Annotated in this window: 19 protein-coding genes and 1 tRNA gene; 15 read left to right on the top strand and 5 right to left on the bottom strand. The window is 60.1% G+C overall.

Annotated features, from left to right (window positions below; translation table 11 throughout):
- The first annotated feature begins 45 nt into the window (after positions 1-45).
- From HU759_RS15850 to HU759_RS15810, 9 genes are all read left to right on the top strand, one after another.
- Positions 46-711, top strand: coding sequence for a response regulator transcription factor (locus HU759_RS15850; protein WP_017138859.1), 666 nt, complete (start codon positions 46-48; stop codon positions 709-711).
- Positions 712-731: 20 nt separating this feature from the next.
- On the top strand, positions 732-3,098 hold the full coding sequence (locus tag HU759_RS15845; RefSeq protein WP_225932991.1) for an ATP-binding protein: 2,367 nt from the start codon (positions 732-734) through the stop codon (positions 3,096-3,098).
- Complete coding sequence (locus tag HU759_RS15840; protein ID WP_169986157.1) at positions 3,098-5,389, top strand: transporter substrate-binding domain-containing protein; 2,292 nt, start codon at positions 3,098-3,100, stop codon at positions 5,387-5,389. Before HU759_RS15845 ends, HU759_RS15840 begins: the two co-directional genes overlap by 1 nt.
- 285 nt (positions 5,390-5,674) lie before the next feature.
- Positions 5,675-6,223, top strand: coding sequence for a fimbrial protein (locus HU759_RS15835; protein WP_017138856.1), 549 nt, complete (start codon positions 5,675-5,677; stop codon positions 6,221-6,223).
- A gap of 74 nt (positions 6,224-6,297) precedes the next feature.
- Complete coding sequence (locus HU759_RS15830; RefSeq protein ID WP_017138855.1) at positions 6,298-7,044, top strand: fimbria/pilus periplasmic chaperone; 747 nt, start codon at positions 6,298-6,300, stop codon at positions 7,042-7,044.
- A gap of 33 nt (positions 7,045-7,077) precedes the next feature.
- Positions 7,078-9,663, top strand: a complete 2,586-nt coding sequence (locus HU759_RS15825) for a fimbria/pilus outer membrane usher protein (protein ID WP_225932990.1) — start codon at positions 7,078-7,080, stop codon at positions 9,661-9,663.
- Positions 9,660-10,784, top strand: coding sequence for a fimbrial protein (locus tag HU759_RS15820; RefSeq protein ID WP_099549708.1), 1,125 nt, complete (start codon positions 9,660-9,662; stop codon positions 10,782-10,784). Before HU759_RS15825 ends, HU759_RS15820 begins: the two co-directional genes overlap by 4 nt.
- 35 nt (positions 10,785-10,819) lie before the next feature.
- On the top strand, positions 10,820-11,239 hold the full coding sequence (locus tag HU759_RS15815; protein WP_017138852.1) for a hypothetical protein: 420 nt from the start codon (positions 10,820-10,822) through the stop codon (positions 11,237-11,239).
- 81 nt (positions 11,240-11,320) lie between these two features.
- A complete protein-coding gene (locus HU759_RS15810; RefSeq protein ID WP_170037522.1) occupies positions 11,321-11,866 on the top strand; it encodes a GNAT family N-acetyltransferase in 546 nt (181 codons plus the stop codon).
- A 20-nt stretch (positions 11,867-11,886) separates the two neighbouring features.
- Here HU759_RS15810 and HU759_RS15805 read toward each other — a convergent pair whose 3' ends face one another.
- Positions 11,887-12,297 carry a VOC family protein gene (locus HU759_RS15805; RefSeq protein WP_017138850.1) on the bottom strand — a complete coding sequence of 137 codons (411 nt, stop codon included), beginning with the start codon at positions 12,295-12,297 and terminating at the stop codon, positions 11,887-11,889.
- Between the two features lie 263 nt (positions 12,298-12,560).
- On the opposite strand from HU759_RS15805, the gene HU759_RS15800 reads away from it, so the two are divergent.
- The 4 genes from HU759_RS15800 (at position 12,561) to HU759_RS15785 (ending at position 17,625) form a co-directional block, all read left to right on the top strand.
- A tRNA-Leu gene (locus HU759_RS15800) sits at positions 12,561-12,647 on the top strand.
- 376 nt (positions 12,648-13,023) lie between these two features.
- Positions 13,024-15,855, top strand: coding sequence for a xanthine dehydrogenase family protein molybdopterin-binding subunit (locus HU759_RS15795; protein WP_186616862.1), 2,832 nt, complete (start codon positions 13,024-13,026; stop codon positions 15,853-15,855).
- Positions 15,848-16,387: a (2Fe-2S)-binding protein gene (locus tag HU759_RS15790; protein ID WP_017138848.1), complete on the top strand. Its 540-nt coding sequence runs from the start codon at positions 15,848-15,850 to the stop codon at positions 16,385-16,387. Before HU759_RS15795 ends, HU759_RS15790 begins: the two co-directional genes overlap by 8 nt.
- Before the next feature lie 2 nt (positions 16,388-16,389).
- On the top strand, positions 16,390-17,625 hold the full coding sequence (locus HU759_RS15785; protein WP_170037515.1) for a cytochrome c: 1,236 nt from the start codon (positions 16,390-16,392) through the stop codon (positions 17,623-17,625).
- Between the two features lie 65 nt (positions 17,626-17,690).
- Here the strand turns inward: HU759_RS15785 and HU759_RS15780 are convergent, their stop codons facing one another.
- The gene (locus HU759_RS15780; RefSeq protein ID WP_017138846.1) at positions 17,691-17,972 is read right to left on the bottom strand and encodes a hypothetical protein; all 282 of its coding nucleotides are present in this window, start codon (positions 17,970-17,972) and stop codon (positions 17,691-17,693) included.
- 184 nt (positions 17,973-18,156) lie between these two features.
- On the opposite strand from HU759_RS15780, the gene HU759_RS15775 reads away from it, so the two are divergent.
- Positions 18,157-18,615, top strand: coding sequence for a GFA family protein (locus HU759_RS15775; protein ID WP_017138845.1), 459 nt, complete (start codon positions 18,157-18,159; stop codon positions 18,613-18,615).
- 2 nt (positions 18,616-18,617) lie between these two features.
- Here HU759_RS15775 and HU759_RS15770 read toward each other — a convergent pair whose 3' ends face one another.
- Positions 18,618-19,145 (bottom strand): DinB family protein, encoded by a 528-nt coding sequence (locus HU759_RS15770; RefSeq protein ID WP_170037512.1) that lies wholly within the window; start codon positions 19,143-19,145, stop codon positions 18,618-18,620.
- Positions 19,146-19,267: 122 nt separating this feature from the next.
- Between HU759_RS15770 and HU759_RS15765 the strand changes: the two genes are divergently transcribed.
- On the top strand, positions 19,268-19,984 hold the full coding sequence (locus HU759_RS15765) for a tellurite resistance TerB family protein (protein ID WP_186616864.1): 717 nt from the start codon (positions 19,268-19,270) through the stop codon (positions 19,982-19,984).
- On the opposite strand, the gene HU759_RS15760 is transcribed toward HU759_RS15765, so the two are convergent.
- Positions 19,981-20,802, bottom strand: a complete 822-nt coding sequence (locus HU759_RS15760) for a hypothetical protein (protein WP_170037506.1) — start codon at positions 20,800-20,802, stop codon at positions 19,981-19,983. The genes HU759_RS15765 and HU759_RS15760 overlap by 4 nt on opposite strands.
- An 18-nt stretch (positions 20,803-20,820) precedes the next feature.
- Positions 20,821-21,168, bottom strand: coding sequence for a DUF2493 domain-containing protein (locus HU759_RS15755; RefSeq protein WP_026013827.1), 348 nt, complete (start codon positions 21,166-21,168; stop codon positions 20,821-20,823).
- Positions 21,169-21,208: the final 40 nt, after the last annotated feature.

The following is a 21,208-nucleotide window of genomic DNA, read 5'->3' as shown; positions in this document are numbered from 1 at the left end:
GTATCCCAGTATTCCGACAGCGTTGTGCCGAGTGGGTCGATCACGATGAAACCAATACGTATTGCTTTGCTGGATGATCACGCAGTTGTTCGACACGGGCTAGCCGCCACGTTGGCGGCCGAGGCGAACTTTGAAGTGGTTGGCATTTATGCGCGCAGCCGCGACCTGATCGCCGGCCTCGCCTCGGCGCCAGCAGACCTGCTGCTGCTGGACTTCTCCCTGAACCCTGACGAGCTGGACGGGGTCTCACTGATCCGCGCCTTGCGGGTCAAATTTCCCAGCTGTCATATCCTTGTTTTGTCCACGCATCACGACCCGGCGACGGTCAGCCTGGCCATGCGTGTCGGTGCCCGTGGCTTTGTCGGCAAGGGTGAAGAAATGGCGCAGTTGGTCAAGGCCATCCGCAAGGTGGCGGCGGGTGCGGTGTACCTGAGTACCGACATGACCTACCGCCTGGCGGAGACGGTGACCAGCGATACTGGCCAAGGCCGTGGCGATGCGCCTGACGCGTTGGTCCAGGCGGAGTTGACCAGCCGTGAGCAGGAAGTCATTCGCTGTTACCTGGCGGGCATGACGGTGAGTGAGATTGCCGAGAAATTCAACCGCAGCATCAAAACCATCAGCACCCAGAAAACCGCAGCGTTTCGCAAGCTTGGGGTCACCTCGAACAATGAGCTGTTCAAGCTGAATAAACTCATCGGCACGCCATGACAATCGGGTTGTGGAGGGCAGTGCTATTGGCGCTGATTGTGCTGGGCTCGCCGCTCGTCTGTGCGGGTGCCGTCGCGTTGAGCGACGAGCAACTGCAGTGGATAGCACTGCACCCGGTGTTGCGCGTCGGGGTGGTGGAGGGCTTGATTCCCTTCGAATACATGAGCGGTGGAGAACTGCGCGGGCGGTCCATGCAGTATTTGCAGTTCGTGACGGCCGCTACGGGCCTTCGTTTCAGCTACGTGCCCGGAAATACAATGGCCGCACGCGAAAACATGCTGCTGGCAGGGCAGGTGGACCTGCTGTCCTCATACTTGCGCTTTCGCTCTGAGCCTGCGACCCAGGGCATTGTTGCGCTGGTTTACCACACCACTTCGCCCATCATCGTCACGCGTGTCGACAGCCCGGGTGTCTTCGACCTTGAACAACTACAGGGCAAAAACGTGATGATTCCCGATGTGGAATATTACGAGACGATATTCCGGGACAAGGCGACCAAGTCCCATCTGATCAGAAGCACCTCGGCCCTGCAGATGCTGACCATGGTGAAGGAGGGCAAGGCCGATGCGGTAGTGGCCTCGGAAACCTTTTTAATGCCTTACCTGTATCGACAATTCCAGGGCGTGCTGGAAGTTTCCGGCGTGGTCGGCAGCCAGATGCTGGATGTGAGCATGGCCGTGCGCGCTGATGACCTCATGTTGCGCTCCATACTTGAAAAGGTACTGGGCTCCATAACGGCGGAGCAGCGCAATGATATCTATGAGAATTGGTATCACGACCTGGAAGTGGACGTGCCGTCCCTGTCAAACATCGTCAATCATTATGCGCATGTGTTCATCCTCGGCGTGTTGGCGTTGGCCAGCCTTTGCGCGCTGGTCTATCGCGGTCATCGGTTGCGCCGGCGGGCGTTGCGCAATGAACAAGAAAAATCCATGTTCCTGGCGGTCATGAACCATCAAATACGTTCGCCCATGAACGCAGTGCTGGCGGCGATGGAGTTACTGGGGCACACACGGCTCAATCAGCAACAACGCCACTTTGCCCAGCTGGCAAATAGTGGCGCCGACGCGATGCTGCATTTGCTGGACGATGTCCTTGAAACCTCCGGGTCGCAGGTCAAGCCGAAACGCCTGAAGGTCGAGTCGACCGATGTGACAGCGTTGGTGCAGGCAGTCGTCGGGCTGCATCGCCTGCGGGCCAGGGAAAAACGCCTGGAGCTCAATGCGCATATCCAAGAGGCGTTGCCCCTGTTGATGCTCGACAGTGCGCGCCTGACGCAAATCCTGCATAACCTGCTCTCGAATGCGATCAAGTTTACCGATGCGGGCAGTATTGATATCGACGTGCGCCAGGTTGGCCTGGACGCGAGCAACGGCCGCTTGCAGATCGAGGTCCGCGACACCGGCATCGGCATTTCGGCGGCGGTTCAGGCGTCGTTGTTTCGACCCTACGCGCAGCATAGCCAGTCATACAAACGCGCGGGCGGCTCAGGCTTGGGGCTGGTGATCTGCCAGCAGTTGGTCAACTTGATGCACGGGACGTTGACGCTCAAGAGCGCGCCGGGCGCGGGCACCACGGTGACGATCTGCTTGCCCGTGATAAACGCCCCGCAACCCCTTGCATCGCAACCGGCAGAGGCGCCATTAACGGCAAACGCTGGCAAAGCATTGCAGATCCTTGTGGTGGAGGACACCCGGGCGAACCAGCAGGTGTTGGGCGCGCAAATCAACAGCTTCGGCAGCCTGCCGGTGATAGCCGGCGATGCCGCCCAAGCCCGCGCCTTGTTTGTGCATACCCGTTACGACCTGGTCCTGATGGACTGTGATCTGCCGGACCAGGATGGCTACAGCCTGACCCGCGAACTGCGCGGATTCGAACAGCAGGTGGGCCGACTGCGTTGCCCGATCATTGCCATCTCTGCCTTGACCGGTGAGCAACATCTTCAGCGCTGCCTGGCGGCGGGAATGGACGCGGTGTTGAGCAAGCCTATTCGCCTGGAGCCATTGCGCGGGGTGATTGAGCGTTGGTGCGACGTCACACTGGCAGACCCTCGGTTAAACCTGATGGCCCCTGTGCTGGACCAGGCCGGGATCAATCGCGAAGTGGCCGCTGACCTGGGCAGCCTGACCAAAGCGCTTGCGCTGTGTGATCGCTCCTCCGCTCTGCACGTGACCCACCGTTTGCACGGCGCAGCGCTGATCATGGAATGGTCGGCGATGGGTCAGGCTGCCGAAAACCTGCAGAACCTGCTGCGCGCGCAGTCGGGATGGGATGACCCGGCGTATGCGCAGGCTTTGCGGTTGCTGCTCCAGCAATGGCGTGACCTGGGCGGCGATCGGCAGGTTGATGCACTGCCTGCCACTCGTTCGCACCGGATGCTGCCTTGATGTGGCGCTTGTTGGCGGTGTTGGCGCTGATGGGCCAGATTGGTCTGTGTGTTGCGCAAGCCAACGCGCCGGCGTTGGCGTTGACACCACAGGAACTCGATTGGATTGCAGCCCACCCGGTATTGCGTGTGGGGGTGTTCGATAACCTGTTGCCCTTTGAGTACATCAGCGGTGGCGAACTGCGAGGGCTGTCGGCCAAGTACCTGGACTTGATCGCACGGCGTACGGGGCTGCGTTTCAAGTCTGTGCCGACTACCTCACGCAGTGCGCGCAAAGACATGCTGCTCAGTGGTGAGGTGGATATCTTGTCCACCCGGCGCCGGTCGGACGACCCTGCTGAAGATCGCGGCGTTCTCTATACCGCGCCTTACAACACCAGCTCGACCATCCTTATCAGCCGTTTTGACGACCAGCCGTTTGCCGAACTGGGCCAGCTCGCCGGCAAACGCCTGGTGATGCTGGGGCGTGAAGGCTATTCGGCGTTTTTGCGTGAGCGGGCGCCGGGCATCACGATCATTTCGGCCCAGAACGCGATCGACATGATGGCAATGGTCAAGGACGGCGATGCGGACGCCGCCATTGCTTCGGAGTGGTTGCTGATCCCGTATCTGTCTCGCCAGTACCAGGGCGTGCTGCAGGTTTCCGGTGTGGTGCCCGAGCAGCGTACTGGGGTAAGCATGGCGGTGCGCGACAACGACGTGATTTTGCTATCGATTCTGCAGAAGGTACTGGGGTCCATTTCGGGCGATGAGCGCCAGGCGATCTACGATGCCTGGTTCGCGGACATGAACCTCGATATCCCGCCCATCAAGGCCATCCTTGATCACTACAAAAGTGAGTTGTGGTTGCTGCTCAGCAGCGTGCTGATACTCATCACGCTGGTGTGGCAAAGCCGCGTGCAACGCCGGCGCGCCATCCATAACGAACGGGAGAAGGCGATGTTCCTGGCGGTTATGAGCCACGAAGTCCGTTCGCCCATGAACGCAATACTGGCCGCTGTTGAGTTGCTGGAGCACACCGCACTTGACGAACAGCAACATCACTTTGCGGCCCTTGCGAACAACGGCGCCAATACCCTGTTGCGGTTGGTGGACGATGTGCTGGATATCTCCAGGATGGAGGCCGGGCAATTGACGCTGAATGTGGAAGCCGTGGACCTGGGTGTGCTGGTCCAGCGCGTGGTGGACAGCCAGCGCGCGTCTGCCGAGGCAAAAGGCCTTGAACTGACGGTAACGGGTGAGCACCTGCACGCCCCGTTATTGCTGGATGAACTGCGCGTGGCGCAGGTCTTGCGCAACCTGATCGTCAATGCCATCAAGTTCTCCGACAGGGGCCATGTAGAGATTCGGCTTCAGGTGCTTGAGGGCGATCACCACCTGATGATTGAGGTCATCGACAATGGGATCGGGTTGTCCGACCAGGCACACGCCTCATTGCTGAGTTCATCCGCGCGTGCCAGTGGCAGTAACGGGCTGGGGTTGGTGATCTGCCAGCGGTTAGTGCAGTTGATGGGGGGCGAGTTGACGCTCAGCAGCCTCCAGGGCAAAGGCACCCGCGTGGGTGTGAGGTTGCCGGTTGAATGGGCTGCGCCGCTTGATTCACCTGCGCAGGTGATGCCTTCGCCCGACGAACCTGTGGGCTTGACGGTGTTGGTGGTGGGGGGCACCAATGTCGACCAGCAAGGGCTGGTGACGCAGCTGCGCGCGTTAGGTTGCCATCCCTTACCAATGGACGATGCCAACCAGGGTTTAAGGTTTTTCAATGCACACCAGGTTGATTTGATACTTATCGACTGCGACCTGCCAGCAGGCGCTGGCTATAAACTGGCCGGTGAATTCAGGCAGGTGCAGAGCCAGCGACAGCGTACACACTGCCCGATCATCGCGGTCTCACAGCTTACCGGCAATGACATGCTGGAATGCTGCTTTGAAGCGGGTATGGATGGCGCGCTGAGCAAACCCATTGGCGAGGGCCTTCTACGCGAAACCATTGAACTGTGGTGCGAGGTCAACTTGCTGCAACCCTCATCGGCGCCGAGTACTTCCGGGCCTGAAATACTGCGCAAACAGCTTGGCGGCTTGCTTGAGGCGGCAGCCCTGCGTGATCGCAGCCTGGCGTTGCTCGCCGCGCATAACCTGCAGGCTGCCGCGCTAGTGGCGGGGTGGATAGACATCGCGACCACGGCTGACCTGATCGATGCGGCCTTGCAGGATAAAACAGCCTGGCCAACTGTCGTTATTGCCGGTCATCTCAGCCGTATGGTTGAACAGTGGGCAGCATTAAGCGCTTGAGTGTTGCCCTTGAATTATTGGGGTGACGGCGTTGTTTTTAGGAGCACTCCTATTGACCATAAAGTTGTCTGCAGAATAAAAACCCTCCTCGGTAGATTGAATTTTTTTTGCGCGGCCATCGCCAAGTTAATTAATTAAAATCTGCGGGGCTTAGTTGCTTTTTCGGAGCAGTCCTATTTGGACAGTTCGGTGACTTCCTTACACTTAACTCCGCAACAACACAGCAGTTCTCCTGCAACAGGGAACTCACTCTCTACTCAGCATCTTGCGCTCTTGGAGTTACTCATGGATTACAAAGCCCGCGTCCTCGCTGTACTGGTCGCCGCCACTGCCACCTCCGCCGCCATGGCGTCGGACGGTACTATCAACTTCAACGGTGAACTGAAAGCCGAAACTTGCCAAGTCGCAGTCAATGGCGCGGCAGGCTCAGCAGGCAGCACCGTCACGCTGCCGACGATTTCGACCGCTTCGCTGGCTGCACAGGGCCAAGTGGCGGGCCAGACCGGGTTCAGCATTCAACTGAGCAAGTGCTCTGCGGCGCTTAAAACCGCCTCTGCGTTCTTTGAAGCAGGTGGCTCGGTGGACCCGGCCAGCGGCAACTTGAAGAACTTGAGCGGCACCGCCACCAAGGCGCAACTGCAATTGGTTGACGCCTCAAATGGTAAAGCCATCAAAGCCGGTGACACCGGGCAAGTGGCGTCTACCAGCCGTATCAGCATCGATACAACAACACTGAGTGCCGACCTGCCTTACGCCGTCCAGTACTACGCCCAGGCCGCAACTACGCCGGGCACCGTTATCAGTAACGTGACGTACTCCATTAATTATCAGTAAGTCGCTCGCCAATGAACACACGCCCTGTGTGGTCGATAAAAGGGCGTGTTTTCTGGCGGCGATGGGACACTGTCATGCCTTGCAAACTTCCACTCAAACAGTTGCTGCTGGCAAGCCTTCTGGCCCTGGCAAGCGCCCAAGCCATTGCGGGCGTGGTGATTACCGGCACGCGGGTGATCTACCCGGCTGGCCAGAAGGAAGTCACCGTCAAACTCAATAACAACGGCACGCAGCCTGCACTGATGCAAGCCTGGATCGATACTGGCAGTGTCGAGTCCACGCCCACCAGCTCCAAGGCACCGTTTCTGCTTTCGCCGCCGGTGGCACGTATCGACCCGGCCAAAGGCCAAAGCCTGCGGGTATTGTTCACGGGGGCGGCGTTGGCCTCGGACAAGGAGTCGGTGTTCTGGCTGAACGTGCTGGAAATTCCGCCCAAGCCCGAGGCGGGTGAGGACCTTAACACCCTGCAAATGGCATTTCGCTCGCGGATCAAGCTGTTCTATCGCCCCACCGAGTTGCCCGGAACCGCCACTGAAGCGATTGAACAGGTGCAATGGCAAGTGGTTTCCAGCCGTGATGGCTTGGGCCTGGCTTTGCAGGCGTTCAACCCGTCGGCCTTTTACGTGTCGCTGGTTGAACTGGAACTGGTGTCGGGCTCAGTACGTGCTCGCAGTGAGGACGGCATGGTCGCTCCGGGTGAAACCCGACAGTTCCCGCTGCCGACTCTCAAGACTCGGCCTGCCGCCGATGCCCAAGTGGAGTTCAACGCCATCAACGATTACGGCGCGCTGATCCCGACTCGGAAAGCACTCAAGCCTTGATCAACTCCTGACGTCTTTACACGCGAGTTAATTATGCAAACCTCTTCCAGCTCCAGGCTTGCCCTGCGGGCGCAGCCTCGCTTTGCCTTGAATCCGCTTACAGCCTTGGTGCTCAAGGTGCTGGCCATCGCGCCTGGTGCATGGGGAATACAGGGCGCATTGGCGCAAGAGGTGCAGTTCAACGACGCATTCCTGCCTGAGGACTCGCGTAACCTCGACCTGGGTAAATACCAGACCGGCAACCCGGTGACGCCGGGGCAATACCGCGCCGATGTGTTGCTCAACGGCCAGTTGAACAGCCGCCAGGACATTCGCATTGAGGCCCAGCCCGACGGCAGCAAACCGGTGGTGTGCATGGACCATGGCTTGCTTGAACGTCAGGGCGTGGACATGTCCAAGCTGTCCGAACCGCTGGACACCACAGGCTGCGTGTCTTTGGGCAGTTTGATCCAAGGTGCCAGTGCGAGTTTTTCACCGGAGAACCAGGCGCTCGACCTCAGCATTCCTCAGGCCGCCTTGAAGCGTAATTCCCGGGGTTACGTCAGCCCTGAGTTATGGGACCGCGGTGTGACCGCCGGCATGCTCAGTTATACCTTCAACGCCAACCGTAATCGCACCCGCACGGGCGACTATGACTCGGCGTTCATGGGCCTTAATGCGGGCCTTAATCTGGGTGACTGGCGCCTGCGCCACAACGCGTCGATGAGCTGGCAGTCGCGCCAGGGCAACAAGTACCAGGCTCTGGACACCTACGCCCAACGTGATGTGACGGCGCTGAAAAGCCAGTTGACGGTGGGGGAGTCCAACACCAGCGGCGAGATCTTCGACACCTTGTCCTTTCGCGGCGTGCAGTTGGCCAGCGATGACCGCATGCTGCCTGATTCCATGCGCGGTTATGCCCCGGTCATCCGCGGCATTGCCCGCACCAACGCCCGCGTGACCATTCGCCAGGCCGGCAACGTCCTGTTGGAGACTACCGTAGCGCCGGGTGCTTTCGTGATCGATGACCTGTACTCCACCGGCTACGGCGGAGACCTTAACGTGAGCGTTGCCGAGGCAGACGGCACCGAGCAAAACTTTATCGTGCCCTATGCCTCGGTCAGCCAGTTGTTGCGCCCCGGTACCTCGCGGTTCAGCTTCACCGCCGGTGAAACCCGCAACAACTTTGTCGACCAACAGGCACGCGTGCTGCAAGGCACGCTGCAATATGGCCTGAACAACACGTTCACAGGCTTCGGTGGCCTGCAGTCGAGCGACCACTACACGGCGCTGCTCACGGGCCTGGCGTTTGGCACGCCCATCGGCGCCATGGCGGTGGACGTGACTCACGCACAGACCGAGCTGGCTGCCGGGACGGCCAAAGGGCAGAGCATGCGTGTGTCCTATAGCAAGAATGTACTCAGTACCGGCAGCAACTTCTCGGTGGCGGCTTACCGTTTTTCTACCGGTGACTACCTGGATTTCAGCAATGCCGTGCAACTGGTGGATGCCGAGAAAAATGGTTGGGACACCCGTATGTTCGGACGCCCGCGCAGCCGCCTGTCCATCACCGCAGACCAGACGTTGGGGCCTTGGGGCCAAGTGACTCTTAGCGGCTATGCGCAGAATTACTGGAACCAGCCGGGCAGTGATGTGCAGTACCAGTTCAGCTACAGCAAGCAATTCAATCGCGTGAGTTTCAGCGTGAACGCCAATCGCAGCCGCATGGGCCTGGGCGATATGGAGAACAGCTTCCTGCTGACCATGAGCATGCCCCTGGAGTTTGGTGGGTCTGGTTATGGCCCACAGGTGACGGCGCAGGTTGGCCGTGACACGCGCGGCAACTACAGCGAGCAGGCCGGCATCAGCGGCACCGCGGGCGACGATCGCCAGTACGGCTACGGCGCAACCTTCGGGCATGACGGTGGCAGCAATAGCAAAAGTGTAGCGCTCAACGGGCAGTACACCGGTGCCAGGGCGATGCTCAGTGCCGCACTGGGGCGTGGCGACGGCTACACCAGTGCTTCCGTGGGTGCCAGCGGCACGCTGGTGGCCCATGCCGACGGTATGACCATGACGCCTTATCGTGGCGAGACCATGGCGGTGATCAGCGCGCCGGGTGCGCAGGGTGCCAAGGTGTCGGGCTATCCAGGTCTGAGGCTTGATGCAAGCGGTAACGCCGTGGTGCCGTATTTGCGCCCCTATGAATTGAACGAGGTCGCCATCGACCCGATCGGCAGTTCCCTGGACGTTGAATTCAACGAAACCAGCCAGCAGGTCGCGCCGCGTGCCGGCGCCGTAGTGCACCTCAAATACACCACCAACCAGGGGCGGGCAGTACTGCTCAATGTGCGCCTGGACGATGGCAACAGTTTGCCGTTCGGTGCCGGCGTAACGGACGGCGAAGGCGCCACGGTGGGCGTGGTCGGGCAGGGCGGTCAGCTCTACGCACGCATCAAGCCGGACACCCGCCAGTTGCTGATCAATTGGGGCAGCAAAGCGCACCAGCAGTGTGCGTTGGTCATTCCACCGGGCCCGGGCGAGGGCCAGCAGTTGCAGCAGCTGGACGCCGTGTGTGCGGCAGGCAAACAGGTCGCTGACCGCGTGCGGCCCAACACTATGCAAAAGGTACCGTTATGAACATCAGGGCTTTGATCAACTCGGGATTGGCAGTTATGGCGTTGTGGGCTGCAGCCAACACGGCCATGGCGGTAACCTGCACCTACATGAATGGCATCCAGCCAGCGAATGGCTCCATGCCGTTGCAAATATCGGCGATCACCGTCGGGCGCGATGTGCCGGTAGGCGCCGAAGTTTATCGACAGAAGTTCAGCATGGCCGCGGGCCAGGCGGTAAAGCTGGAGTGCCTGTATGCCCCATATGAACAGTCGACCGAGTTTACGGTTGATTCGGGCTATGGCCTGGCCAACGTCACCAGCGGGGTGTATGCCAACAAAGTCTACAGAACCAGCATTCAAGGACTAGGGGTCGCCTTCACTAGCACGGGCGGCCCTCTGCCAAGGGCAACGAGCAAAATTTGGACCTCGTGTACGCCGGGCTGGCGGTGCCTGGTCCCGTTTGACGGACCTTCCAATTTTGAATTGATATTAATCAAACTGGGCGATGTGGCACCGGGTGTATTGGTGGGTAATACGTTGCCGACCGTGAGCCTATTTGGCAGTTTTGGCGACGCCAGAATGCTGGGCTTCAAAATGGGTATCTCCGGCACTATCCAGATTGTCTCGCGCACCTGCAGCACGCCGGATGTGAACGTCCCTATGGGTACACATCAGACCAAGACATTTACGGGAGTCAACACTGCCAGCGCCTGGGTCGATTTTGCCATTCGATTAAATGATTGCCCGGCGTTTACGGGGACCTTCAGGACCACAGGTCCCGGTTGGATTTCCCAGAGCGGCAATTCACCCTCCGGCAGCAGCACGCCTGGCACCGTGGTCAATAACACCCTGCAATATCGCGTCGACCCGTCGCGGACTGCGATCAACGGCGGCAATGGCGTGCTGAGCCTCGACTCTACAACGGGCGGCAGTGCACCTGCCGCCACAGGCGTAGGTGTGCAGGTCGCAACCCCTAACGGAATCGGCTTGCCTTTAGCGACGAATCAAAACAGTGGCCTGGCCCTGCGAGCGACCGAGGGCAGCTATTCAATCCCGTTGCGCGCACGTTATCTGCAAACCCAGTCCAAGGTCACGCCGGGGCCGGCCAACGCGTCGGCAACGTTTACGATTATTTATCAGTGATGGAGTACGTAAGACTAATCGCGAGGATGCGAAAGATGCCAAATAAAGCACTCAGGATTCTGATCGCAGATGACCAGCATTTCTCCCGGTTGAGGATCGAGCGTGCCCTGAACCATCTGGGTTACTACCGGATTGCGCCGATGCACCGGCTGGAGGAGGTATTAAGCGCGCTGGAGTATGACTGCGAACCCTTGGACCTGCTGATCATCAACGCTTCACTGGTGAAAGGCGTGAAATTTGATCTGTTTTCGTTCTGCATGGACAACCCGTACGTGCGTTACGCAATGATCTACGATGAAAGGCAATCGGGTATCCCGGCGTTTCTGGTGTGCCGTCAGGACAAGGTATTGATCAGTGCATTGCCGTTGCCGGACCTCGACACGCTCACCCAGCTCATGGCCAGGGTTGATCCCAGCCTTGTGGCCACTGCACGCAACAGAGAAGTGGGGGTGTAGCTTCACGGTGGCTCACCGGTTGTTGCGAATGCCATCGCCCATGCGCGATGATCTGGCACTGTCAGCGCCTGGAGTACAGTGATGCAATCGCTACCCATACCGCTCTCCATCAAGGGTGTGTTACTTGAGCTGCGCCCGCTGGAAACCGGGGATTTCGAGGCCCTGTATGGCGTCGCCTGCGACCCGTTGATCTGGGCCCAGCACCCCAGCCCCACGCGCTACCAGGAACCGGTGTTTCGCGAATGGTTCGAGCAGGCGCTGGCATCCCCCAGCGTACTGGTGGTAATCGACCTTGAGAGCAACAGGGTGGTGGGCAGCTCTCGTTACTACGACTTCAGTGAGCCGCAAACTGAGGTGGCCATCGGTTACACGTTTCTGGCCCGTGAAAAATGGGGCGGCGGGGCCAATGGCGAGCTTAAGCAACTGATGCTCAAGCACGCCTTTCAGTGGGTCGATACCGTATGGTTCCACGTCGGCACCGACAACATTCGCTCGCAACGGGCAATGGAGAAAATCGGCGGGCAGCTTTCGCATACTTCGGTAAAAACGTTCGCTGGGCGTTCGCAAGAGAATCGTTTTTATAAAGTTGAGCGAGCTGCATTTGAGCGAGCCGAAACAGGCAGCTGAAACCAAAACCTGACGCCAGCCTAAATGGCAGGGCCTTTGAGCTCGATCCGATTATCATCCGGGTCATTGAAATAGATCGACCAACCTGTCCCGTCTGCGCCATAGCGCTTCTGCGCCTTTTCCGCAAACACACCCGCCTCAGCCAAGTGGTTGAGAATCGCGGATTCATCAAAAGGCTCAACCCTCAGGCAGACGTGATCGACATTATGCCTTTGCTTGCCCGCCGGCTCCCCACCTTCACGACCGATCGACCCGTTCACATCGACCAGGTCAATCAGGGACGTCCCGGCACTCAGGTGGATCATGCCGAGGTCGTCACGGCGCTTTTTGACCTCACAGCCCAGTACCGAGGTGTAAAACGCCAGGCTGCGGGTGATGTCTTTCACGCGTAAAACGACATGATCTATATGTTGGATTGAAAAGGTGCGCATTGCGATCATTCCTGTTTGATCATTGGTTTTGGTGTCGCCAAAGTCTTCAACTTAGCTGATTCTGGAAAACGAGTGCTGCATTTAACCCGTGGCATCGGCCCAGGACAGTCAGCCAACCCGCTTGGTGCAATGCCAGGTTGGCTGCGTAGATCACTGATCTGACAAGGTTTTTCAGCTCAGGATGAGCACGATAAAGGTGCGCCTCGACCTTGCATCCAAGCGCCGGGGTCTATATATTCCCAACCCTGCAACACCGCGCTACCGCCCGAATGGCGAAACTGGTAGACGCATGGGACTTAAAATCCCCCGCTCGTAAGGGCGTCCCGGTTCGATTCCGGGTTCGGGCACCATAGATATCAAGGGCTTGCATGATTTTTCATGCGAGCCCTTTTTCGTTTGTGCTCCCCCAAATTAGAAAACTCCACCGCTCGTTTTGTCGGCATGACCTGTTTGCCGATCCTTTTGCGTGTGTATCCCTCCTGACATTCCCCTGATCCTTCGCGACCTTTGCTTTTACTCAGAGCAAAGCGGCAACGCGTTGATTCTTTGTTCGGTTTTTGTAACAGATTGTTTGCGGCAGGCGCAGAAACCTATAAAGTTAACCTTTCGGTCAGCTTTGCACTGTCAACTCCAGCCTTTTGTTTCCAGCGAAAGCGCTCCTGCAAGGATCGAGACCCCCAGAACATAACTAAAAGGGCGGACCCATAACCGCCCAGAGGATGATCCATGTCCAACCGTGATATTTCCCGGCGCTCGTTCCTTCAGGGCGGGCTGGTGGCGGGTGTGAGCGTGACGCTTACACCGCTCAGCACCCAGGCGCTGGCTGCCTTGATGGAAAACAGCGTGACCGTGCCGTCCGAGCAGTGGCTGGGCAACAACGGCAAGGCGCGCTCGCGTAACGACGCCTTGTCCAAGGTCTGCGGGAGCAAGGTCTTTGCCCGCGACATCCGCGCCAAGGACATGCCGGGCTGGCCACAGCAGCAGGGCCACGCCATGTTGCTGAAAACAACCAAGGCCGATCGCATCTACGCCGGCTACGATCTGTCGTGGCTCGGTGCCGACTTGCAGCCTGACCGCATTGTGACCGCCGCCGACCTGGACAAGGACGGTATCGTCTTCCCGGAAGAACACGCGCCGGATCCACTGCTGCCGGAAGGCAAGGTGCCGATGTTCATCGGTCACCCTGTGGCGATCCTGATCTGGAACGACTTCGAGCGTTTCCGCCAGGCCAAGGCCAAACTCAAATTCAATGACAAAGCCATCCGTTACGGCGCCCAGGTGCCGTACTACGAACGTGACCCATACGGCAGCTTTCGCTACGTGCGCGTCGGCGGTGCGACCTCGGCGGACGAGGATGAATTCGCCAGCCTCAAGGATTCGATCCTGTTCCCCATGCTGAAAAACCGTCGCCCGGTGTGGAATTCCCAGCCGGACCTGCACGGCAACCTGACCGAGCGCGGGCTGTTTTACGCCGACCGGATGCAGCAGCAAATCGACGCGCCGCCCGACAACTGGCTGGTGTTCGACGAGCGCTACAAAACCCCGTCAATCGAACCGGCGGCGATGGAACCGGACAACGGCAACGGCTGGTACGACCCGGCCACCAAAACCTTGCACTTTGTCGTCGCGACTCAGTGCCCTCTGGAAGCCGCCACCGAAACCGCAAAAATGATCGCGCCATCGCGCTTCGGCCTGGCGAACCTGAACATGCACCCGGGCTACACCGTCGGTTACGGTTCCAAGGACCACAACATTTTTGTCTACTACGCAGCCCTCGCCGCGTTGTATGGCGCCGGTGTCCCGGTGCGCCTGGCCAACGACCGCTATGAGCAGTTCCAGAGTGGCATCAAGCGTCACCCGTTCGACATCCGCTACCAATTGGCGGTGGACAAGAACGATCACAGTTTCCAGATTTTTCGCGCCGAGATGAACGTCGATGGCGGCGGGCGGATCAACTACAGCCCTTCGGTGGCGGCGGTTGGCGCCACGGCAGCGCAGTCGATCTACTACATGCCGCAGAACGATTTGCAGGTCACGGCCTACCATTCCCGCGCGGTTGAAGCGGGTTCGATGCGCGGTTACGGCACCCTGCAGAGCATGGCCTCGACCGAGATGATGGTCGACGAAATCGCCGGGCGTCTGGGCATCGACGCCATCGACCTGCGCAAGAAAAACGCCATGCTCTCGGGCATGAAAAACACCCAGGGCGCGGTGCCGGCCGGGGCGTTGCGCTTACACGAGATTCTCGACAAAGCGGCTGCCCACGACGTCTGGAAAAACCGCGACCAAATCAAAAAGACGCGCGAAGCCGCTGACCCGGATAACTGGTATGGCGTGGGTTTTGCCATCTGCCAGAAAGACTTCGGCACCGGTTCCGAGGCGCCGATGGCCAGCATCGAATTCACCGCCGAAGGCCACGTGACGTTGCGCCATATCGGCATTGAAATCGGCACCGGCATGTCCACCTCGCAAGCGCTGGTGGTGGCGGATTTCATCGGCATTCCGGCCACGCAAGTGAAGACCGGCGAAACCGAATGGGAAGAGTTGCAACTGATCACGGGCGGCAACCCTTACGTCATGAGCCAGGCCGAGCAGGATGGTTTTTTGCGCAACCCACGTTGGGTCGGCAAACTGGCGTCGGCCTCGTCGGCGACCAATTCTGCGTATTACTTCAGCCACGCCACCCGTGAAGCCTCTCGGGTGCTGTTCAACCACGGCCTGTGGCCGGCGGCGTTGCAGATCTGGGGCCAAGGCCCTTACGGCGGCCAGGCCAACCCGTATGTGGTGCGCCGCGAAGACGCGCATTGGGTGGACGGCAAACTTACCGCCAACGGCATGCAGCCGCTGAGCTTTGCGCAATTGGCCAAACACGCCCATGAAAAAGGCCTGGTGACCGGCGCTACCGTGCACGGCTTTAACCGCTGGAGCTGGGCCGAGGCCGATTACAGCATCGACGGCGTGCGTGAACGCCTGCCGCTCGACGGCCTGGCCGTGAAGTACGGCGACGGCGCGCCGAAGGCGAAACAGGCGCAAATGACCAGCAACGGTTTCCACCTGCTGGATCGCCAGAACGTCCACTACCCGGACACCCAGTTGAACAACGCGGCGGTGACTTACTACAGCCCGGTCGCGACGCTGGTGGAATTGAAAGTGAACAAGGGCTCCGCCGACGTGCAAGTGCTCAACCATCACTCGTGGGTCGAGTGCGGTCGGGTGCTGGTGGAAGAGCTGGTCAAGGGTCAGCTCGAAGGCGGGATCGCCATGGGCATTGGCCATGCGTTGATGGAAGAGACGCCGCTGTACGAAGGCGGGCCGGGGGAGGGTGACTGGAATTTCAACCGTTACCGTTTGCCGATGGCCCGCCACGTTGCGGTGTGGAACCAGACGGCCGAAATCCTGGCGCCGCTGTCGCCGAGCGACCCGTCCAAGGGCATTGCCGAAGTGGTGATGATCCCGATTGTCGGCGCCATCGGTAACGCCGTGGCCCACGCCATCGGCAAACGTGTCCGCGACCTGCCCATCACTTCTGCGCGCATCAAGGAGGCCCTCAATGGCTAACCGTCCGTTTCAACTGACCCTCAACGGTCAATCCGTCGGCCCGGTGGACATCCCTGATGACCTGCCGATGATCGATTACCTGCACGAATACAAAAATCTCACCGGCTCGCGCCTCGGCTGCGGCCAGGGCATTTGCCACGCCTGTGTGGTGATCGTCGACAACCCGGACGGCACCAGCGAAGAAGTACGCACCTGCATCACGGGGGCACACTATTTCGAAGGCAAAAAAGTCCGCACCATCGAAGGCCACGCAACCCGCGACGATCAGGGTAAAGTCACTGAGCTGAACCCGATCCAGCAGCGTTTTGTCGATGAATTCGCCTTCCAGTGCAGCTACTGCGCGCCGGGGTTCGTGAATGCCGCGACCGTGCTGGTCGAGAAGCTGCAGCGTCAGCCCATCGTCAAAAGCCAGCTGGAAAAAGTCATTGAGGACAGCCTCGGCCACCACATCTGCCGCTGCACCGGCTACGTGCGTTACTACAACGCGACCCGCAACGTGCTGACCGATCTCGGCCTGGTCAAGGAGGGTTAAGCATGAAGCAACTACTTTCCCGTCTTGCGCTGGCGGTTGGCCTGGCCGCGCCGGTGGTGTTGGCGCACGCGGACGATCAAGTCAAACGCGGCGAATACCTCGCCCGCGCCGCTGACTGCATGGCCTGCCACACCGCACCGGGTGGCGCACCGTTTGCGGGCGGTCTGCCAATCATTTCGCCGTTCGGCACCATCTATGGCACCAACATCACCCCGAGCAAAGAGCGCGGCATTGGCCTGTACACCGATGACGAATTCTTCGCCGCGCTCACTGAAGGCAAACGCCGGGACGGCGCGAATCTGTACCCGGCGATGCCGTACACCTCGTACCACTTGATGCCCCGTGCAGATTCGGACGCGATCCATGCGTACCTGAAAACCATCGAGCCTATCGAGCGTGCGGCGCCGGTTACCCGCCTGAGCTTTCCGTTCAACGTTCGTCTGGGCCTGATGGGCTGGAACATGCTCTACGGCAAGGATGTAAAACTTGCCCCGACCGAGGGCAAAAGTGAAGCATTCCAGCGTGGCCAATACATGGTCGAGGTGCTCGGCCACTGCGGCGAATGCCACACGCCTCGGGGCTTGCCCGGCGCAATGCAGCAGGATAAACGCCTGACCGGCGGCCTGCTCAATGGCTATCTGGCACCCAGCCTGTTGGCCAATGACCTGGCCGCTCGCGGCTGGAATCATCAGGACCTGAGCACGTTCCTCAAGCACGGCATGAGTGCCCAGGGCACGATGTTCAATGAGATGTTCCCGGTGTTCCACAACAGCACCCAGGGCCTGAGCGATCCGGACCTGGCCGCCATGGCGACTTTCCTGCTGGGCGATCAACCGCCGGTGGCCAAGGTGCTGAGCGAGACGTCGCTGGACGCCATGAGCCCAAGCGCCCAACGCGGCCGCCAGGACTATCTGAACGTCTGCGCCGGTTGCCACGCGCCGAACGGCGAGGGCAAGCCGCACATCGCGGTGGCCATGCGCGGCAACACCACGCTGCGCCTGGAAGACCCGCGCAACCTGCTGCGGGTGATCGAGGACGGCATCGGCGAGCAGCAATTCACCGGGTTCGAGCGCATGCAACCGATGCCGGGCTTTGCCGACAAGCTCAATCACCAACAGCTGACCGACCTGCTCAACTATCTGCGCCAGGGTTGGGGTGGCCAGTCGAGGGAGCTGGCGGTCAGCGACGTGCAGAAGTTGCAGGCCGATGCACCGCCAGCCGAGCACAAGGCGCACTGACATCTAGCATCTGCTGCAGGATCCCGATGGGAACCGGGTTAATCTGTTTTCAACGCCTGAACAGCTCAGACAAATGGCTGCCCACTGAAACCGCGTGGCAGGCGCTGCAGCCCAGGCAAGTCGGTGAGGCGTTGCGTCCAGGCACTGCGCCAGTCAACGGCAGTATGGGTTTTGGCTTTGCGCGCGGAGCGGCGGGCAGCGTTGCGCTGGGTGCGGCGCGCTTCTTTGTAGGCGTCGGTATTGCGGCAGGTGCGGCATTTGACTCGGTTCAGCTCGGTGCTGGAGGTGAGGTTGGTGCCGTGATGGCCGCAAGCCAGATGCCCGGCGACCTTGAAGTGAGTGACCATGTAAGCGTCTCCTTCTTATGGGGGTACGCGCGGCCATAAAGCAGCGGCGGCGCGTGGGCAGGGCGCGGGCAAACAACCCCGCACCCTCAGGGTTGTGACCTCGCAGGCGGCGCGGCGTTCGGTTTTATTCCGGGGGCAGTTCACGTTACCCTGCGGTGCCAACAATCATGAAAAGGAGTGAGTGATGAGCGTCGAAACCTTGCCGCTGGAAGGCAGTTGTCGTTGTAACCGGGTGCGTTTCAGTGTGAGTTTGCCGCCGGTAATCACCATGGCGTGCCATTGCAACGGCTGCCAGAAGATGACCGCCAGTGCGTTTTCCCTTAGCGCGTTGATTCCGGCCGCAGGCTTCACCGTGACCCAGGGTTGCCCGGTGATAGGTGGCTTGCACGGCGTGGACCGCCATTATTGCTGCCCGCACTGCATGAGCTGGCTGTTTACGCGCCCCCATGGCATCGATGAGTTCGTCAATGTGCGCGCAACCTTGCTGGATAACGCCCGCGACTATGTGCCGTTCATGGAAACCTGGACCAGCGAAAAACTGCCTTGGGCCGCGACGCCGGCGCTCGAAAGCTTCGCGCAACTGCCCGAGCCGCAGGACTTCCCGCGCTTGATGCAGGCTTACGCCACCTTCAGTGCCCGCTGAGTTCAATCAATCAGGGCCAGCAAGTCGGTATCACCGACGTCCACGCCCGCCTGGGTCAGCAACGTGGTTGCCTGGCCTCGGTGGTGGGTCTGGTGGTTGAAAAAATGCACCAGCAGCGCGAAGAACGGCTTGTGGTTCGCCACGCCGCGCATGTTGTGGTACTGCAGGCGCTGGTCCAGATCGGGCTCGCGCAGGCTGTTGGCCCAGTCGATGATCAGTTGGTCCAGCCAGGTGCGGCGGGCCGCCAGCTCGCGCAGGTTGGCGAAAGCCAGTTGCTTCAAGTCAGAGGGCGTGGCAATCGACGTTAATGGCGCCAGCCGGGCAAAGCCTGTCGGATGCTCGGCAAATCGCTTGAGCCACACCGTGTCCCCCAGCGTCAGGTGATTGAGTGTGCCGAGGATCGAGCCGAAGAACGCCTGCCGGTCCGTGGTCAGCTCTGCGTCGGTAAGCTGGCTGGCGGCGGCATAGACTTTGCGGTTCATCCACTGGTTGTAGTCAGCCATCAACACTATGTGCTCAAGACGGTTCACAAGGTTTCTCCTTCAACGTGGTGAGGCCATCATAAGGCGTGCCCGCTCGGCGGTCTTGGTGTTCCTGCGCAGGCGGGCTATGGTTGTTGAACGCCAATATTACGCTGCGGGAGAGTGACACCATGAATACCGGCAATTTACTGGAACAACTGCTGCGTGCCAGCCAGCAAGGCGGCGGCTCAGGCGGTGCGCAGGGCGGTGGGCTCGGCGGCCTGGGTGGTTTGCTGGGCGGCCTGTTGAACAGCTCCGCCAGCGGCACCAACGCTTCGGCAGGCGGTGGGCTGGGTGGTTTATTAGGTGGCCTGGGCGGATTGTTGGGCGGTGCACCTGCAGGTGGCACCCCCCAAACGCGCTCCGGTGGGATGAACTACGCAGCATTGGCCTCCTTGGGCATGGCGGCTTTCCAGGCGTACCAGGCCTGGCAACGCCAGCAGGCCAGCGCACCGCAGCGAGCCATCCAGACGGTTGACCAGCTTGATGGTCCGGAAGCTGAAGCTCATAGCCATGCGGTGTTACGCGCTCTGATTGCGGCAGCGAAGGCCGACGGCAGTATCGATGACAACGAGAAGCAAATGATCTCAGCCGAGATAGGCCGCCATACCGACGACCCTCAATTGCAGCAGTGGCTCGACGAAGAAGTCGCCAAGCCGCTGAACGCCGCCGATTTTGCCGAATATGCCGGTGACGGGGCGATGGCGGCCGAGGTCTACCTGGCCAGCGTGATGCTGGTTAATGACCAGGCGCCGAAGGAGCGCAGCTATCTAGACGAACTGGCGGCGCAGTTGCGACTCGAACCAGAGTTGCAACTACACCTGGAGCAGCAAGCTAAAAAACCTTAAAAACGCACGGTCGCGCCGGTGGTCAACCATTGGTTGTGATCACCGGTGAGGCTCTGCCCGACCACCACATCCACATCCACCAGTTTGCCCACATGGAACCGCGGCCCGGCCTGCCAAGCCTGGTCGCCGCCTTCCTGGCCGTAGCGCTCCCCGATCAGCGTGAGCGCGTCTGCCAACTGGTACTCAAAGCCTGCGCCCCACGTCAGGCGGTGGTTTTGTTCACCGCCGTTGTAGGCATGGGTCCAGCCGCCATTGAGGCTCAGGCGCAATGCCTGCACCGGTTGCCAGGTCAACGGTACATTAAAGTCCGCGCCGTCGAATGCATGCTGGCGGTCCAGGGCAAAGTGGCTGGTGGCAGACACCGCGATTTGCAGCCCCAACGCCTCCTGCGACCACACTTGGGCCTTTACCTGCGGGCTGATTTGCGTCTCGGCATCCCCCGCATTGCTGGCGCGCGACAGTGCTGCACTCCATTCCACGGCAGGTAGCGCGCTGAAGGTACACGCCGGGTTAAGCGTCTGGTTATGAATGTTGCCTTGATGCCGGTTGGCGGTGTACCAGGCGTCGACGCTGCACTCGCCCGGATCGTTGATCCCGCCGTCGTCGACCACATAGGAACCGCCGGCCGCCTGGGCTTTTGAAAACAGCGCGATCAGTAAAATAAGGCCCAGTGTGGTGCCGATAAAGATCAGGTTACGTTGCAGCGCGCGGCGCTTGGCCGGTGGCAGCAACAGCAGGGTGTGGCGAGCGCCGCGATAATGGCGCGCGCGATATTTGGCAAACCCGTCGTGACGGTCAGGGCTGTGTTTTTTGTGCATGATGCACCTCTCTTGAATTCAGCTTTCTACGGTCAGCACCGAAATGCCGCTGGCTTTGGCCTGGCAGACCAGCTCCGAGGTGTCGTCACCACCCGGCAGGGCGATGATCACGTCGGGGCGGCTGTCGGCGAGCATGAAATGGTTGCGCTGGCGTTCCGCCTGCTTGCCGTGGCGTTGCCAATTGGGCGGGTAGCGCACCACGTCGATGCTCATTTCCCGCGCCCATTCCTCGATGTCGCTGCCCAGGAACTGGTTGCCGCCGTGTATCAATACCTGCACCGGGCGCAAGCGGTGGTAGGCGTCCAGCACTTGGCGGGTCTTTTTGGTGTCGGCGTAATGACGACCTGCACAGATCAGGATGCGCATAGTCAGGGTCCTTGTGATGCACGGTGGCGATCGGGCGACC

It is taken from the genome of Pseudomonas sp. OE 28.3 (assembly GCF_014268205.2).
GTDB lineage: Bacteria > Pseudomonadota > Gammaproteobacteria > Pseudomonadales > Pseudomonadaceae > Aquipseudomonas > Aquipseudomonas edaphica.
Note: the sequence above shows the minus strand (reverse complement) of the source record. Positions and strands in the feature narration are given on the sequence as shown.